At 64.5% G+C, this 14562-nt stretch carries 15 protein-coding genes; 10 read left to right on the top strand and 5 right to left on the bottom strand.

The window, feature by feature from the left end; translation table 11 throughout:
• Positions 1-12: 12 nt before the first annotated feature.
• Both rnc and lepB read right to left on the bottom strand, forming a co-directional pair.
• On the bottom strand, positions 13-681 hold the full coding sequence (gene rnc / locus ABIC16_RS00075; protein WP_354289595.1) for a ribonuclease III: 669 nt from the start codon (positions 679-681) through the stop codon (positions 13-15).
• A 9-nt stretch (positions 682-690) separates the two neighbouring features.
• Positions 691-1533, bottom strand: coding sequence for a signal peptidase I (lepB, locus tag ABIC16_RS00070; protein WP_354289594.1), 843 nt, complete (start codon positions 1531-1533; stop codon positions 691-693).
• A 114-nt stretch (positions 1534-1647) separates the two neighbouring features.
• Here lepB and pgi point away from each other — a divergent pair, with 114 nt between their 5' ends.
• The 3 genes from pgi to gorA all read left to right on the top strand — a co-directional run bounded on the left by pgi (position 1648) and on the right by gorA (position 5013).
• Positions 1648-3138: a glucose-6-phosphate isomerase gene (pgi, locus tag ABIC16_RS00065; protein WP_354289593.1), complete on the top strand. Its 1491-nt coding sequence runs from the start codon at positions 1648-1650 to the stop codon at positions 3136-3138.
• The gene (locus tag ABIC16_RS00060; protein WP_354289592.1) at positions 3135-3509 is read left to right on the top strand and encodes a DUF4174 domain-containing protein; all 375 of its coding nucleotides are present in this window, start codon (positions 3135-3137) and stop codon (positions 3507-3509) included. Before pgi ends, ABIC16_RS00060 begins: the two co-directional genes overlap by 4 nt.
• Positions 3510-3663: 154 nt before the next feature.
• Positions 3664-5013 (top strand): glutathione-disulfide reductase, encoded by a 1350-nt coding sequence (gene gorA, locus ABIC16_RS00055; protein ID WP_354289591.1) that lies wholly within the window; start codon positions 3664-3666, stop codon positions 5011-5013.
• 13 nt (positions 5014-5026) lie between these two features.
• Here the strand turns inward: gorA and ABIC16_RS00050 are convergent, their stop codons facing one another.
• From ABIC16_RS00050 to ABIC16_RS00040, 3 genes are read right to left on the bottom strand one after another with little or no spacing between them, the layout of a single operon-like run.
• Complete coding sequence (locus ABIC16_RS00050; RefSeq protein ID WP_354289590.1) at positions 5027-5317, bottom strand: type II toxin-antitoxin system RelE/ParE family toxin; 291 nt, start codon at positions 5315-5317, stop codon at positions 5027-5029.
• A complete protein-coding gene (locus tag ABIC16_RS00045; RefSeq protein ID WP_354289589.1) occupies positions 5310-5549 on the bottom strand; it encodes a ribbon-helix-helix domain-containing protein in 240 nt (79 codons plus the stop codon). The genes ABIC16_RS00050 and ABIC16_RS00045 overlap by 8 nt, the downstream gene beginning before the upstream one ends.
• A gap of 60 nt (positions 5550-5609) precedes the next feature.
• On the bottom strand, positions 5610-7664 hold the full coding sequence (locus ABIC16_RS00040) for a M13 family metallopeptidase (protein ID WP_354289588.1): 2055 nt from the start codon (positions 7662-7664) through the stop codon (positions 5610-5612).
• Between the two features lie 158 nt (positions 7665-7822).
• On the opposite strand from ABIC16_RS00040, the gene ABIC16_RS00035 reads away from it, so the two are divergent.
• The 7 genes from ABIC16_RS00035 to ABIC16_RS00005 form a co-directional block, all read left to right on the top strand.
• Positions 7823-9349 (top strand): acyl-CoA carboxylase subunit beta, encoded by a 1527-nt coding sequence (locus ABIC16_RS00035; RefSeq protein ID WP_354289587.1) that lies wholly within the window; start codon positions 7823-7825, stop codon positions 9347-9349.
• Between the two features lie 67 nt (positions 9350-9416).
• On the top strand, positions 9417-9704 hold the full coding sequence (locus ABIC16_RS00030) for a hypothetical protein (protein WP_277968838.1): 288 nt from the start codon (positions 9417-9419) through the stop codon (positions 9702-9704).
• A complete protein-coding gene (locus ABIC16_RS00025) occupies positions 9701-9913 on the top strand; it encodes a hypothetical protein (protein WP_354289586.1) in 213 nt (70 codons plus the stop codon). The genes ABIC16_RS00030 and ABIC16_RS00025 overlap by 4 nt, the downstream gene beginning before the upstream one ends.
• Before the next feature lie 178 nt (positions 9914-10091).
• Positions 10092-11924, top strand: a complete 1833-nt coding sequence (gene cobT, locus ABIC16_RS00020) for a cobaltochelatase subunit CobT (RefSeq protein WP_354289585.1) — start codon at positions 10092-10094, stop codon at positions 11922-11924.
• Positions 11925-12107: 183 nt separating this feature from the next.
• Positions 12108-13220 carry an acyltransferase family protein gene (locus ABIC16_RS00015; RefSeq protein ID WP_354289584.1) on the top strand — a complete coding sequence of 371 codons (1113 nt, stop codon included), beginning with the start codon at positions 12108-12110 and terminating at the stop codon, positions 13218-13220.
• A 26-nt stretch (positions 13221-13246) separates the two neighbouring features.
• A complete protein-coding gene (locus ABIC16_RS00010) occupies positions 13247-13510 on the top strand; it encodes a ribbon-helix-helix domain-containing protein (protein WP_354289583.1) in 264 nt (87 codons plus the stop codon).
• A 54-nt stretch (positions 13511-13564) separates the two neighbouring features.
• A partial coding sequence (locus ABIC16_RS00005; protein ID WP_354289582.1) for a TonB-dependent receptor occupies positions 13565-14562 on the top strand: 998 nt, incomplete at its 3' end.

The raw sequence follows: 14562 nt of genomic DNA, 5'->3' as shown, positions 1-14562 counted from the left end.
AGCTTTTGGCCTTTACGCCCGCAGCTTATCCAGCAACGCGGTCGCCGCGGCGGTCTCGGCTTCCTGCTTCGAACTCCCTTCCGCCTCGGCTTCCGCGAACGTTCCCAGCGTCACCTTCACCCGGAAGCGCGGCGCATGATGCGGGCCGGAGCGTTCCAGCACTTCATAGGTCGGCGCCTTGCGGTTGTGCGACGCCGCCCATTCCTGCAACCCCGATTTTGGGTGCTGCGGCGCCGCCAGCTGCCGGCTCGCACGATCCTGCCAGCAGCTGCGCACCGCCTGTCGCGCGCCGTCCAGTCCTGCTTCCAGATAGACCGCGCCGATCAGCGCTTCCATCACGTCGCCGAGCACGTTGGCGCTGTCCGCCGCGCCATCGTCGCGCGCCTGCTTGCCGAGCTTAAGATACGGCACCACCCCGATCGTGCGTGCGACGTCGGCGCAGATCGCGCCCGTTACCAGCGCATTCAACCGCTTCGACAAGGCGCCTTCGGGCTCTTTCGGGAACAGCTCGAACAGCCATTCCGCCATCACCAGCCCCAGCACCCGGTCGCCGAGGAATTCGAGCCGCTCGTAATTCGCGGCGGCCTGGCTGCCATGTGTCAGCGCGCGCTCGAACGGGACGATATCGACCGGTCGGTGGCCAAAATGCTCGGCGACCCAATCCTGCAATGGCTTAGTCATCGGGACGGCTCAAAACCCCGCGCCGATCCGCGACCAGCGCGCCGCGCTGAACCACGTCCACGGCAGCAGCCAGTTCGCAGAACCATCGGTCGAGAAGAACGAGACGACCGCCTTGCCCTCGATCCGCTCCATCGGGACGAATCCCATGCCCTGCGGCGGATCGAACCGGCTGTCGCCGCTGTCGTCGCGGTTGTCGCCCATCACGAAGACGTGCCCCGCTGGCACCTTGTAGACCGCGGTGTCGTCGGCGCTGGGCATCTCGCCGCGGTCGAGCACGGCGTAGCTCTTGCCGTTGGGAAGCGTTTCCTGGAACTGGCGATAGCGGCAGATCGGCGTGCCGGCGGCGTCGGCGTCCATGAATTCGGCAGGGCATTCCGTGCCGCCGGGATAATTGGGCGACAGCGGGATCGTGAAGTCGGGCATCCGCACCTTGGGGATCGCCTTGTCGTTGAGGAACACCTGGCCGCCGCGCATCTGGACGGTGTCGCCGGGCAGGCCGATCACGCGCTTGATCACGTCATGATCCTCGCCTGGAGGCCCGCGGAACACGACGACGTCGCCACGTGCCGGGTCGCGCGGCAGGATCCGACCGGGGATCAGCGGCACGCCCCACGGCAGCGACCAGCGCGAATAGCCGTAGTTCCACTTGGACACGAACAGGTAATCGCCGATGTACAGCCGCGGCAGCATCGATTGCGACGGGATGCTGAACGGCGCGAAGATGAAACTGCGGAACACGAACACGACGATCGCGAGCTTGAGGAAGAAGCTCAGCGTTTCGCGCGTCTCGGATTTCGCCGTGCGGGGACGCGTTTTGCCGATCGGGGCGGGGGTCTGTTCGGTGTCGGCCATGCGGCGCGGTTTGCGGGGGACGGAGCGTGTCGTCAAGCTGGCGGTTGTAACTGGGTGACGCTAGGGCGATCTACACCGGGAATCGAACCACCCTAACACGCAGACGAGGTACTCATGGCAGCCGACTGGACCGCGATCGAAGGGCTTCCCAGCCCCCGGCTTGAAACCCTGTTCGCCGAGGACGCCGATCGGCTCGCGCGGTTCAGCGTCGACGTCGCCGGGCTGCACTTCGATTTCTCCAAGACGCACCTGACCGAACAGGCGGTTGCCGCGTTCGAGGCACTCGCCAAGGCGCAGGATCTCAGCGGCAAGCGCGAAGCGTTGTTCGCGGGCGAGATCGTCAACACCACCGAGGGCCGCGCCGCGACGCATGTCGCCGAACGGGGCGAGGGGTCGGAGGACGACGTCGCGGCCGCGCGGGTGCTCCATGCCCGGATGCGCGCGCTGATCGACGCGATCGAGGGCGGCGCGCTCGGCGAGATCCGCCACGTGCTCCACGTCGGCATCGGCGGCTCGGCGCTCGGGCCGGACCTGCTGGTCGATGCGCTAGGCCGCGAATCGGGCCGCTACGACGTCGCGATCGTCTCCAACGTCGATGGCTGCGCGCTCGAGGAAGCGTTCGCGAAATTCGATCCGACCGCTACGCTGCTGGTCGTTGCGTCCAAGACCTTCACCACCAAGGAAACCATGCTCAACGCCGAATCGGTGTTGCAGTGGATGGGCGAAGGCGGCGTCGACGACGTCTATGGCCGCGTGATCGCGCTGACCGCGGACCCCGACAAGGCGGTCGAATGGGGTGTCGATGAAACCCGCGTGTTGCCGTTCGCCGACAGCGTCGGCGGGCGCTATTCACTGTGGTCGTCGATCGGTTTCCCCGCGGCGCTTGCGCTCGGCTGGGACTGTTTCGCGGACATGCTTGAGGGGGCAGGCGAGATGGATCGCCATTTCCGCCAGACCTCGCTCGCGCACAATGCGCCCGTCCTCGCGGCGTTCGCCGATCTGTATTACACGCACAACCGCCACGCCGAGACGCGCGCGACCTTCGCCTATGACGAGCGGCTGCGGTTGCTCCCGTCCTACCTCCAGCAGCTCGAGATGGAATCGAACGGCAAGGGCGTAACGATCGATGGCGAACCGCTCACGGGCCCGTCGGCGGCGATCACCTGGGGCGGCGTCGGCACCGATGCGCAGCATGCGGTGTTCCAGCTGCTCCACCAGGGCACGCATCTCGTGCCGGTCGAGTTCGTCGCGGTGATCGAGCCGGGTGACACGCTCGCCGAGGATCACCATCGCCAGCTGCTGCTCAATGCGTTTGCACAGGGTGCCGCGCTGATGAAGGGCCGTCCGAACGACGATGCCGCGCGCAGCTATTCGGGTGACCGGCCGTCGTCGACGATCCTGCTCGACGATCTCGACGCGCGGACGCTCGGCGCGCTGATCGCGTTCTACGAACAGCGCGTGTTCGTGAATGCCACGCTGATCGGGATCAACCCGTTCGACCAGTTCGGGGTCGAGCTCGGCAAGGAAATGGCCAAAGCGGCGGATGCGGGCGGACAAGAGTTCGACGTGTCGACCACCGACCTGATGAAGCGCGCGTTCGGATGATCGTGCTGGCGGCGATGATGGCTTCGATGACGGTGGCGGAGATGCGCCACCAGCGCCGGGTGCTGATCGTCGCCGCCCCAAGCGCAGCCGATCCGCGCAAGGTGGCGCAGGATGCGGCGCTGGCGGGAATGCCCAAGGCGCTTGCCGATCGCGACGTCACGGTCGTCGAGCTTACGGGGGATACCGTAAAAGGCGCGGCGGATACCGCGGCTGTGCTGCGCGAACGGTGGCGGTTGCCCCGGGCGGCGTTCGGCGTGGTGCTGGTCGGCAAGGACGGCCACGCCGCGCTGCGCCGGTCCGAGCCGATCGACGCCGCCACGCTGGTCGCGACGATCGATGCGATGCCGATGCGCCGGGCGGGGCAGCGGTAGCGAGACGCAATACTGCCCCGATCCGTTCGTTTCGAGCGAAGTCGAGAAACCCGGCACAGCGCAGGCTTCTCGACCTCGCTCGAAACGAACGGTGGGGGTGGTGGCTTACAGAGATTTAAAGGCTGCGTGTTTGGCGGCTGCAGAAGGACAAGACATGGCTGACTATGACTACGACCTCTTCGTCATCGGTGCGGGCTCGGGCGGCACGCGCGCCTCGCGGGTCGCGGCGGCGCATGGCGCGAAGGTCGCGGTGGCGGAGGAATATCGCGTCGGCGGCACCTGCGTCATCCGCGGCTGCGTGCCCAAGAAGCTGCTCGTCTATGGTGCGCATTTCGCCGAGGACCTGAAGGACGCACGTCGTTTCGGCTGGGACGTGCCCGAGAACCTCGGGTTCGACTGGATCCGGCTGCGCGACAATGTGCTGGAGGAAGTCGACCGGATCAACGGCGCCTATACCGACACGCTGACCAACAACGGCGTCGACATCATCCTCGACCGCGCGACCGTCACCGGTCCGCATTCGGTCAAGCTCGGCGACGGACGCGAAGTGACCGCGGGCAAGATCCTGATCGCGGTCGGTGCGACGCCGATCGTCCCCGAATGCCCGGGACACGAGCTCGGGATCACTTCGAACGAGGCATTTCACCTCGACGCGGTGCCCAAGCGCATCCTGATCGCTGGTGCTGGCTATATCGCCAACGAATTCGGCGGGATCTTCAACGAATTCGGCGCGAAGGTCACGCTGATCAACCGCACCGACCAGATTCTGCGCGGCTATGATGAATCGATCCGCGATCGACTGCTCCAGATCTCGATCATGAAGGGGCTCGATTTCCGCTTCAACGCCGAGTTCCGCGGGATCGAGAAGCAGCCCGACGGGTGCCTGCGCGTCTCGATGACCGGGCATGAGCCGATCGACGTGGATTGCGTGATGTTCGCAACCGGGCGCGCGCCCAACACGGGCGGTCTCGGGCTGGAGAGCGCAGGCGTCGAGCTCGACGACAAGGGCGCGATCGTGGTGGACGAGGACAACAAGTCGACCTGCGACAGCATCTATGCGGTCGGCGACGTCACCAACCGCGTGCAGCTCACCCCCGTCGCAATCCGCGAGGGGCAGGCGTTCGCCGACACGATGTTCGGCAACAAGCCGCACCGCGTCGATTATGAGAACATCCCCTCGGCGGTGTTCAGCCATCCCCCGATGGCAGGCGTCGGGCTGACCGAGGCGCAGGCGAAGAACAAGTTCGGTTCGGTGAAGGTCTATATGTCCGACTTCCGCCCGATGAAGAACGTGCTGGCCGGCCGTAACGAGCGCGCTTTGTACAAGATGGTGTGCAATGCCGAGACCGGGCAGGTCCTCGGGCTCCACATGATCGGCCCGGATTCGCCCGAGATCCTGCAGGCGGCGGCGGTCGCGGTGAAGGCGGGGCTGACCAAGGACGATTTTGACCAGACCGTCGCGCTGCATCCGTCGATGGCGGAGGAGCTGGTTCTGCTGCGGTAGGGGCTGCTGGCCGTTACAATCGACCCCGCGTGCGCATCGCTTGATGCAGCACGCGGCGGACGGTCAGAAGATCCCCCGTGCGATCGTAAAAGATGCGATGGCTTCCTGCCGTGGTGGACCGGATCGGCGGAGCGATGTCCGGCACCAGCGCACCGGACTCAGGGTATTCCCGCAGTCGCAAGATCGCGTGTTCGAGCATGTCGAAGTATTTCGCTGCGACATCCTCACCAAAACTCTCGATACTGAAACGCAGAATCTCATCGAGATCGGCCGACGCCTCGGCAGCGACCTTGAGATCAAGCATTCCTTGGCAAGTGTTTGGCTCTGATGTCGGCGAATATCTGCTGGACCGGTCGAGGGTCGATCCCCGAAGCAAAGCCCTTCGCGACTTCCGCCTGAAGCCAGGCAAGCCCGGCCGCCGCATCGAGATCCCGCTGCATCAAGTCGCGAACATAAGCACTGGTATTTGCAAAATCGCCTTCGGCGACACGTTGCTTCGCCCAGTCCTCTAGCGAATCCGGCACGGAAATCATCATCTGGGCCATGGGCTGAACGTACGACTTGGCCGCAAACCTGTCCAGCCCATCCCCTCCCGCCTACCAGATATGCACGCGCTCGGCGGGCGCGAGATACAGCTTGTCCCCCGGCTTGACGCCGAACGCCGCATACCAGGCATCGACGTTCCGGACGATTCCGTTGACCCGGTAATAAGGCGGCGAATGCGGGTCGGTCAGCAACCGCGACCGCGCCGCGCCTTCGCGCACCTTGGCTTGCCACGCCTGCGCGTAGGATAGGAAGAAGCGCTGGTCGCCGGTCAGCCCGTCGATCACCGGGGCCTTGCCGTGGCTCGCCTGATACTTCTGATAGGCGGCATAGGCGGTTTCCACCCCGCCGAGATCGCCGATGTTCTCGCCGAGCGTCAACGCGCCCTTCACATGGACGCCGGGGATCGGCTCATACGCATCATATTGCTTGCTCAGCGCCGCGGTGCGCGCCTTGAACGCAGTGTGTGCTTCGGGCGTCCACCAGTTCTCGACCTTGCCGGTCGGCCCGAACAGGCTCCCCTGATCGTCGAAGCCATGCCCCATCTCATGCCCGATGATTGCACCGATCGCCCCGTAATTGACCGCGGCATCAGCCTTGGGGTCGAAATACGGCGCTTGCAGGATCGCAGCGGGGAAGGTGATCTGGTTCGCCAGCGGGTTGTAATAAGCGTTCACCGTCTGCGGGGTCATTTCCCACAAGGTCCGGTCGACCGGGGCCTTCAGCCGCGAGAGATCGAGCTGATGCTGGAACTCGCCCGCGCGGATCGCATTGCCGAGCGGATCGCCGCGGACGACCTGGAGCGACGCATAGTCGATATACTTGACCGGATGCCCGACGCGCGGATCGAACGCGGCGAGCTTGGCGAGTGCCGCAGTCTTGGTCTTGGCGTCCATCCATCCGTTGGCGGTGATGCGGTCCTTGTACGCCGCGCGCAAATTGCTGATCAACTCGCCCATCTTGGCTTCGCTCTCGGGCGGATAGTGGCGCTTGACGTAGATTTCGCCGATCGCCTCGCCCATCGTGCCGTTGACCATTGCGATCCCGCGCTTCCAGCGCGCGCGTTGCGACGGCTGGTCGTTGAGCGTCTTGCCGTAGAACGCGAAGGTCGCATCGTCGAACGTCTTGGGCAGCATCGGCGCGGCCGCCGTGGCGAAGCGGAACTTCATCCAGTCCTGCCAGGTCGATACCGGGGTCTCGGCGAAGATCTTGCCGAGCCCGGTCAGCGCGGTCGAGTTGCTCATGATGACCACCGGGAAATCGCCATAGCCCGACGTCTGGAGCAGCAACGGCCAGTCGAATTCGGGCGCAAGCGCGGTCCGCTGTGCCGCAGTCATCGGCTTGAGCATCGCCATCAGGTCGCGCGATTGGACCGGCGACCATTGCACCTTCGCCATCGCGGTTTCGAGCGCGACGATCCGGTCCGCGCGCGCGCCCGCGTCAGGAAGCCCCGCCAGTGTCAGCATCTGCGCGACATAGGCGCGGTAGGCGGTGCGGTATGCGTCGTACTTCGGACCGGCCTCCAGATAGTAATCGCGCCCGCCCATGCCGAGCGACCCCTGGCCGGTGCCGACCGTATAGCGTGTCGGATCGCTCGGATCGGGGAGCTGGCCGATCTCGACCGGGCTTGCGTAGCCCGGAGTCGCGAACAGCATTTGCAGCTTGGCGCGGTCGTTCGCCGCGTCGATCTTCGCGAAATAGGGCGCGAGCGGTGCCGCCCCGGCCTTGTCGATCGCGGCCTCGTCCATGAAGCTTGCGTAGAGATCCCCGAATTGCTTCGCGCCAGCGCCGACTGCGGCGGGGTGGGCGGCGGCATCGTCCAGGATCTTGCGGACGTTGGTTTCGGCCTCGTCGGTCAACACCACGCCGTAGCCGGCGGACGTGCGATCCGGCGCGATCTGCGTGCGCTTGTCCCAGCCGCCGTTGGCGAAGGTCCAGAAATCGTCGCCGGGCTTTACCGTCTTCTCCTGCGTCGTGAGGTCGATCCCGAAGGTGCCATAACGGGCGCCGGTTGCGGCCGGCACCGGGTCGGTCTTCGCGAGGCCGGGGGACGTCAACGCCCCCAGCGCGACGGCGGTCGATAGACGAAGCAAGAGCATGGTACGCATCGATTTCCTCTCTGTGTATTGCCCGAGTATAGCGCTGTCGCTGGCGGTCGCAATCGGCATCGGGCATCGTTGGCGTGAATGGCACGGTGTTGCGTTCTGCCCTGAAAACGCGAAAAGAACCCGCAACCGGGTGTTCAAGCCGATCCTTAGGAGTTGCCATGTCCTCGACCCTCGCCGAACTGGAACGCAAGCGCGCCGCGGCGCGGCTGGGCGGGGGTGAGAAGCGCATCGCCGCGCAGCACGCCAAGGGCAAGCTGACCGCGCGCGAACGACTCGACGTGCTGCTCGACGAAGGCTCGTTCGAGGAGCTCGACATGTATGTCGAGCATAACTGCGTCGACTTCGGGATGCAGGACCAGATCGTTCCGGGTGACGGCGTCGTCACCGGATCGGGGACGATCAACGGGCGACTGGTGTTCGTCTTCAGCCAGGATTTCACCGTGTTCGGCGGGTCGCTGTCCGAACGCCACGCGCAGAAGATCTGCAAGATCATGGACATGGCGATGAAGGTTGGCGCGCCCGTGATCGGCCTCAACGACAGCGGCGGCGCGCGCATCCAGGAGGGCGTCGCCTCGCTCGGTGGCTATGCCGAAGTGTTCCAGCGCAACGTGCTCGCCAGCGGCGTCGTGCCGCAGATCAGCCTCATCATGGGGCCATGCGCGGGCGGCGCGGTCTATTCGCCGGCGATGACCGACTTCATCTTCATGGTGAAGGACTCGTCCTACATGTTCGTCACCGGCCCGGACGTCGTGAAGACCGTCACCAACGAGATCGTCACGCAGGAGGAACTCGGCGGCGCGGTCACGCACACCACCAAGTCGGGCGTCGCCGATGTCGCGTTCGAGAACGACATCGAGGCGCTGCTCGCCGCGCGCGACTTCATCGATTTCCTGCCTGCATCGAACCGAGAGGGATCGCCCGAGCGGCCGTCGTCGGATCCGTGGGACCGGCTCGAGGAGTCGCTCGATACGCTGGTCCCGGCGTCCGCCAACCAGCCGTACGACATGCACGAGCTGATCCGGAAGACCGTCGACGAAGGCGATTTCTTCGAGGTTCAGCCGACGCACGCCGCCAACATCATCACCGGTTTCGGGCGGATCGAGGGGCGTACCGTTGGGTTCGTCGCGAACCAGCCGATGGTGCTGGCGGGGTGCCTCGACATCAATTCGTCCAAGAAGGCGGCGCGGTTCGTGCGCTTCTGCGATGCGTTCGAAATTCCGATCGTCACCTTCGTCGACGTGCCGGGCTTCCTGCCGGGGACCGCGCAGGAACTGAACGGCATCATCAAGCACGGTGCCAAGCTGCTGTTCGCCTACGCCGAGGCGACCGTCCCCAAGATCACCGTGATCACGCGGAAAGCCTATGGCGGCGCGTATGACGTGATGGCGTCCAAGCATCTGCGCGGCGACCTCAACTATGCCTGGCCGACCGCCGAGATTGCGGTGATGGGTGCGAAAGGCGCGGTCGAGATCATCTTCCGCGGCCGCACGCCCGCGGAAATCGCCGAGCAGACCGCGCAATATGAAGCGCGCTTCGCCAACCCGTTCGTCGCCGCGAGCAAGGGCTTCATCGACGAGGTGATCCAGCCGCACTCGACTCGTCGCCGGATCGCGCTGGGCTTGCGCAAGCTGCGCGGCAAGGCGCTGGAGAATCCGTGGAAGAAGCACGACAACATTCCGTTGTGAGTCCCTCCCGGCGCGTATTGCCGTAGCGCGGCGAAAACCGCATAATTGCGGAAAGAGGAGCGCCGGGATGCAGACCGAACGGGTGACTTTCCTGACTACGCCAGAGCAGAAGGCGAAACTCGACGCATATGCAGCGCGACATGGTCGCTCGGTCGGTAATGTCCTGCGCGAGGCGTCGATCCGCTACATGGTAGAGGAGCAGACGGAGGACAGCGAACTCACGGCGCTGATACAGGAGCTCGAAGCTGCGCTACCGCAGATGCAGGCAGCGTTCGAGTCGATCGAACAGTCGATCGCCGGGTCGCGCGCGGCGCTGCACGAGGCAAGCGCGTATTTTTCGAACAAGCCGCAGTGACCGCCACCGAGAAGGCGATGAGCGTCGTCAAGAATGTTCTGCTGTTCCGGGAAACGCTCGAACGGATCAACACGGAGATGGCCGCGCTGCGTGGCGACATCGCCTCGCTGACGCACAACGTGATCGATATCGACAAGCGACTGGTTCGTATCGAAACCATGGTCGAAATGGCGGGTCGCGGCGGAGGACCGCCGCGCATCGAAGGCTGACCAAGGTCCGCGTCTTCTGTCGTGCATTCTGTTAGCAATTTCGGCATGCCTTTCCGCTCGAACCTTTCCGGCAGCGTTGTTGCTGGGAAGCTGACCCACAATCCCACCGCCCCGGTTGCGACGATCCACCCGAATCCCGATCTCGCACCTGGGCACATTGCCGTGCCGGAGTTGAACCGTGGCCACTGATACCCCTCTCGATCGTTTCAAGGCCGTGCTTGGCGGAACCGCGCGCGCGCTGGCGGACGAACCCGAGATCGAGCTGGCCTATACCGCGGACGCCCCGACGCAATCGGGCAAGCACATCAAGGTGCCGATGCCCGCGCGCACGCTCCCGCCCGAACAGGTCGCCGAGGCGCGCGGTTTCGCCGACGGCTTCGCGCTGCGGCTGCGGCACCACAATGCCGCGATCCACAATCGCCACGCCCCAGGCGAGGCGGTCGCGCGCGCAGTGTTCGATTCCGCCGAGAACGCGCGGGTCGAGGCGCTCGGGAGTCGCGGCTATGCCGGGATCACCGCCAATCTCGACACCGCGATGGAAGCCCGGCTGCGTGCCGACCCGATCACGCGCGCCCGCACGCGTGACGAAGTCCCGTTGTCGACTGCGCTCGGGTTGCTGGTGCGCGAACGGCTGACCGGAGTCGCTCCGCCCGCCGCGACGCTACAGGGGCTCGATCTCGTACGCGACTGGATCGAGCAGAAGGCCGGTGGCGATCTCGATGCGATGGCGCTGGCGATCGACGATCAGCGCGCCTTTGCCGGGCTGATTACGCGGTTGCTCGAGGACCTCGAGCTGGTCGAGGGTGACATGACCCCCGAGGATTCGGACGAGGGCGGGAACGAGGATGAAGGCACCGAGGAACAGCAGGAGGAAAGCGAGAGCGAGGACGGCGACGATCAGGGTGACGAGGGTCAGGGCGAGATCGAGGCGCGCGGGTCCGAACAGGATTCCGAGTCCGAGGACGGCGAAGGGCAGGAACAGGGCGACGATTCGCTCGACGACATGGACGGCGAGCCCGGCGACGATGGCGAGGAGGGCATGCTCCCGGTCCGCCCCAACCGCCCACCCGCCGATTTCTCCCCGCAGTTCGAATATAAGGCTTGGACCACCGCCTATGACGAGGTGATCGCCGCGACCGACCTGTGCGACGCGGACGAGCTCGTGCGGTTGCGCTCGTATCTCGACCAGCAGCTCGTCCATCTGCAGGGCGCGGTGACCAAGCTCGCCAACCGGTTGCAACGTCGGTTGATGGCGCAGCAGAACCGCAGCTGGGATTTCGACCAGGAGGAGGGCATCCTCGACGCGGCACGGCTCGCGCGGATCGTGGTCAACCCTACGCTGTCCTTGAGCTACAAAATCGAGCGCGAGACCGATTTCCGCGACACAGTGGTGACGCTGCTGATCGACAATTCAGGCTCGATGCGAGGTCGTCCGATCTCGATCGCGGCGATCAGCGCGGACATCCTCGCGCGCACGCTTGAGCGGTGCGGGGTCAAGACCGAGATCCTCGGCTTCACCACGCGTGCGTGGAAGGGCGGGCAATCGCGCGAGACCTGGCTCGCCGCTGGGCGCCCACCGCAGCCGGGGCGGCTCAACGACGTCCGCCACATCGTCTACAAGAAGGCGGACGAGCCGTGGCGGCGCGCGCGCAATTCGCTCGGGCTGATGATGCGCGAAGGGCTGCTCAAGGAGAATATCGACGGCGAGGCGCTGCTGTGGGCGCATTCGCGGCTGATCGCGCGGCCCGAGGAGCGCAAGATCCTGATGGTCATCTCGGACGGCGCGCCGGTCGACGATTCGACGCTCTCGGTCAATTCGGGGAGCTATCTCGAACGCCATCTGCGGCAGGTGATCGGCTGGATCGAGGCGAAGTCCCCGGTCGAGCTCGCCGCGATCGGGATCGGGCATGACGTGACGCGCTATTATGCGCGCGCGGTGACGATCATGGATGCCGAGCAGCTTGGCGGGACGCTGATCGAACAGCTCGCGGCGTTGTTCGACACGCCGTAGTTTCCGGTAAAGGAGATTATTGCAAAGATAACGAAACTATTTGGCGGCTGAATATATTATACATCAAGAAGTACGAGGAATTACAAAGACCTGGCACGGTGCACCGCAATTCGTCTTCTGATCGTAACCCTGTATAGTTATGCTGACGGCGTCGGGGGACGCCCGTGAGCAACAGGAGCGGGAATGGCAAGTACTGGCGGTCGGATAGACCATCTCGATAGGTTGCGTGGTGTCGCAATCGTGTCGGTGGTCTTGTTTCATTACTGCGGGCCTACCTATGCTGCTATCCTGGGATGTAATAGCGGCATATTCAGTCCGTTGGTGGCGCGTGGCTGGGTTGGCGTACAACTGTTCTTCCTGATTTCGGGCTTCGTCATTCTGATGACGCTCGAGAAATCACGCGCGTTCGGGCCGTTCCTGTACCATCGGTGGCTTCGCCTTTTCCCTGGGATGCTGATCGCAACGATAGCGCTCGTGCTGTTCAATGCCGCTACCGACATGCCGGGACCCCATCCGATGCGAAACTGGCTGGACCTCATACCGGGGCTGTTTTTCGTTTCGCCATCGGTCCTTCATGCAGTCACCCATCTCGACATACAGCCGCTCGATGGCGTTTTCTGGACGTTGTATACGGAGATGGGATTCTACGTCGTTTTCGGCGCGCTGTACTTCGCAGCCGGTTGGCGGGTGGCCGTTTGCGCTATGGTGGTTCTGTCAGTGGCGACGTCGACCGGGGATACGGCGTTGGCGATGATGGGTGTTTCCCAAAGTCTGCGCCGCGTTGTCGAGCCGATGGAATGGATGAATATGCATCTGTACGGCTGGTTTGCCAGCGGAGCGCTGTTCTACAAGGCGCGCCAAAACAAAAGCGCCGCGCTGTTCAACTGGGGCCTCGTGCTCGGTATCGCGACGGCAATGACGCAGGCCAGCGTCATCCCGCTACAATGGACCGAGCGCGCAGTCCTGATCCTGGTCGTAGTCCTGTTCGCGACTGCGCAGGTGTCGCGAGCGCTGCAATCGGCGCTTGCCGGGAGGATCGTGATGTTCTTTGGCTCGATCAGCTATGCCCTATATCTGCTGCATAACGAGGTCGGGGTCTCCTTGATTGGATGGGGCAATACGAATTTTGACGGCGTGCCCACTGTCGTGGTGGTGGGAAGCGTTGCAGCCGGTGCCGTGGCCGCCGCCTGGAGCGTAACGCGCTATCTCGAACCGGCGGTGAAGCGGATCGTCAAAAACGCTACCCGGAGGCTGTTGAGCACAAGGACGAAGGCGAGCGAGCCGGTCGAGATTTGAGGTCACCGACCTGCTACCATAGGGGAATGCAGATCGTTCCCCCCGCCGGCGGTTTCATCGGGCCTGTTAAACGATCGGTGACGATCGCAGGGCACGCGACGTCAATCAGTCTCGAGCCGATTTTCTGGCGTGCGCTCGATGATGCCGCGCGTCTGCGCCAATTGCCACTTAACGCTCTGATAGCGCAGATCGATGCGCTCCGTATCAGTGTTGACGATCCGCCAAACCTTGCAAGCGCGCTGCGAAGCTGGATCGTTTCGATCATGAGCAATGAGAGTAGTTCTCAATAGCGTTGACAATGCGAGTGACTCGCAATAGCGAAGCCTCAATCAAGGGGGAACTTCATGTCACGTGCCGCCGCTGCAAAGCCTGCCTACCTCGCCTTGTCCTGCGTGGGTGCGTTCGCGAGCATGCCCGCCTTCGCCAACGACGCGCCCCCGCCCCCGCCCGCCAACGACGGAGATCCCGACCAGCGGCTCGACATCGTCGTCCACGGCCACCGCGAGCCACGCCGCGACCCCAAGCAGGTCGCGCCGCTGGTCGATACGCCCAAGTCGATCGTCGTCCTCGACAAATCGGTGATCCAGCAGACCGGATCGACATCGCTGCAGGATGCACTCCGCACCGTTCCCGGCATCACCTTCGGCGCAGCGGAGGGCGGCAACCCGATCGGCGACCGCCCGTTCATCCGCGGGTTCGACAGCCAGGGCAGCGTCTATGTCGACGGCGTGCGCGATCTGTCGTCCCAGACGCGCGAAGTGTTCGCGATCGAATCCGTCCAGATCGTACGCGGGTCGGATTCGACGCTTGGCGGGCGCGGCAATGCGGGCGGGTCGATCAACATCCTGTCGCGGCTGCCCCAGCTCGATACGTTCGGCTCGGCGAGCGCGAGCTACGGCAATGGCGACTTCAAGCGTGTTACCGGCGACGTCAACGTCAAGCTGAGCGATACCGCCGCGTTCCGGCTCCAGGGGCTATGGCACGACCAGGAGTTCGCGGGACGCGATTCGGTCTACGCCAAGCGCTGGGGCTTCGCGCCGAGCGTCACGCTGGGGCTGGGAACGCCGACCCGCCTGACCGCAAGCTATTATTATCTCGAGAACCACGAACTGCCCGACAGCGGCATTCCCTACCAATATGTCTGCTCCGCGACGAATTGCGCGCTTCCGGCGGGGAACGTCTTCACTACGCCCGCGCTCGGTACGATCACCACGCGCGGGGGGCAGACCGGGACGGTCAAGCGGTCGGCGTTCTACGGTCTCGAAAATCGCGATTTCCGCGACGCCACCGTCAATCAGGCAATGCTGCGGGTCGAGCATGACTTTGGCGGGATCACGCTGCG

This window comes from Sphingomonas sp. PvP055 (genome assembly GCF_040546365.1).
GTDB lineage: Bacteria > Pseudomonadota > Alphaproteobacteria > Sphingomonadales > Sphingomonadaceae > Sphingomonas > Sphingomonas echinoides_A.
This window is presented reverse-complemented; position numbering and strand designations above follow the sequence as displayed.

Bases quoted from the DNA above. Each gene is read 5' to 3' on its own strand.
- rnc (WP_354289595.1), bottom strand. From the start codon at position 681: ATGACTAAGCCATTGCAGGATTGGGTCGCCGAGCATTTTGGCCACCGA.
- lepB (WP_354289594.1), bottom strand. From the start codon at position 1,533: ATGGCCGACACCGAACAGACCCCCGCCCCGATCGGCAAAACGCGTCCC.
- pgi (WP_354289593.1), top strand. From the start codon at position 1,648: ATGGCAGCCGACTGGACCGCGATCGAAGGGCTTCCCAGCCCCCGGCTT.
- ABIC16_RS00060 (WP_354289592.1), top strand. From the start codon at position 3,135: ATGATCGTGCTGGCGGCGATGATGGCTTCGATGACGGTGGCGGAGATG.
- gorA (WP_354289591.1), top strand. From the start codon at position 3,664: ATGGCTGACTATGACTACGACCTCTTCGTCATCGGTGCGGGCTCGGGC.
- ABIC16_RS00050 (WP_354289590.1), bottom strand. From the start codon at position 5,317: ATGCTTGATCTCAAGGTCGCTGCCGAGGCGTCGGCCGATCTCGATGAG.
- ABIC16_RS00045 (WP_354289589.1), bottom strand. From the start codon at position 5,549: ATGATGATTTCCGTGCCGGATTCGCTAGAGGACTGGGCGAAGCAACGT.
- ABIC16_RS00040 (WP_354289588.1), bottom strand. From the start codon at position 7,664: ATGCGTACCATGCTCTTGCTTCGTCTATCGACCGCCGTCGCGCTGGGG.
- ABIC16_RS00035 (WP_354289587.1), top strand. From the start codon at position 7,823: ATGTCCTCGACCCTCGCCGAACTGGAACGCAAGCGCGCCGCGGCGCGG.
- ABIC16_RS00030 (WP_277968838.1), top strand. From the start codon at position 9,417: ATGCAGACCGAACGGGTGACTTTCCTGACTACGCCAGAGCAGAAGGCG.
- ABIC16_RS00015 (WP_354289584.1), top strand. From the start codon at position 12,108: ATGGCAAGTACTGGCGGTCGGATAGACCATCTCGATAGGTTGCGTGGT.
- ABIC16_RS00010 (WP_354289583.1), top strand. From the start codon at position 13,247: ATGCAGATCGTTCCCCCCGCCGGCGGTTTCATCGGGCCTGTTAAACGA.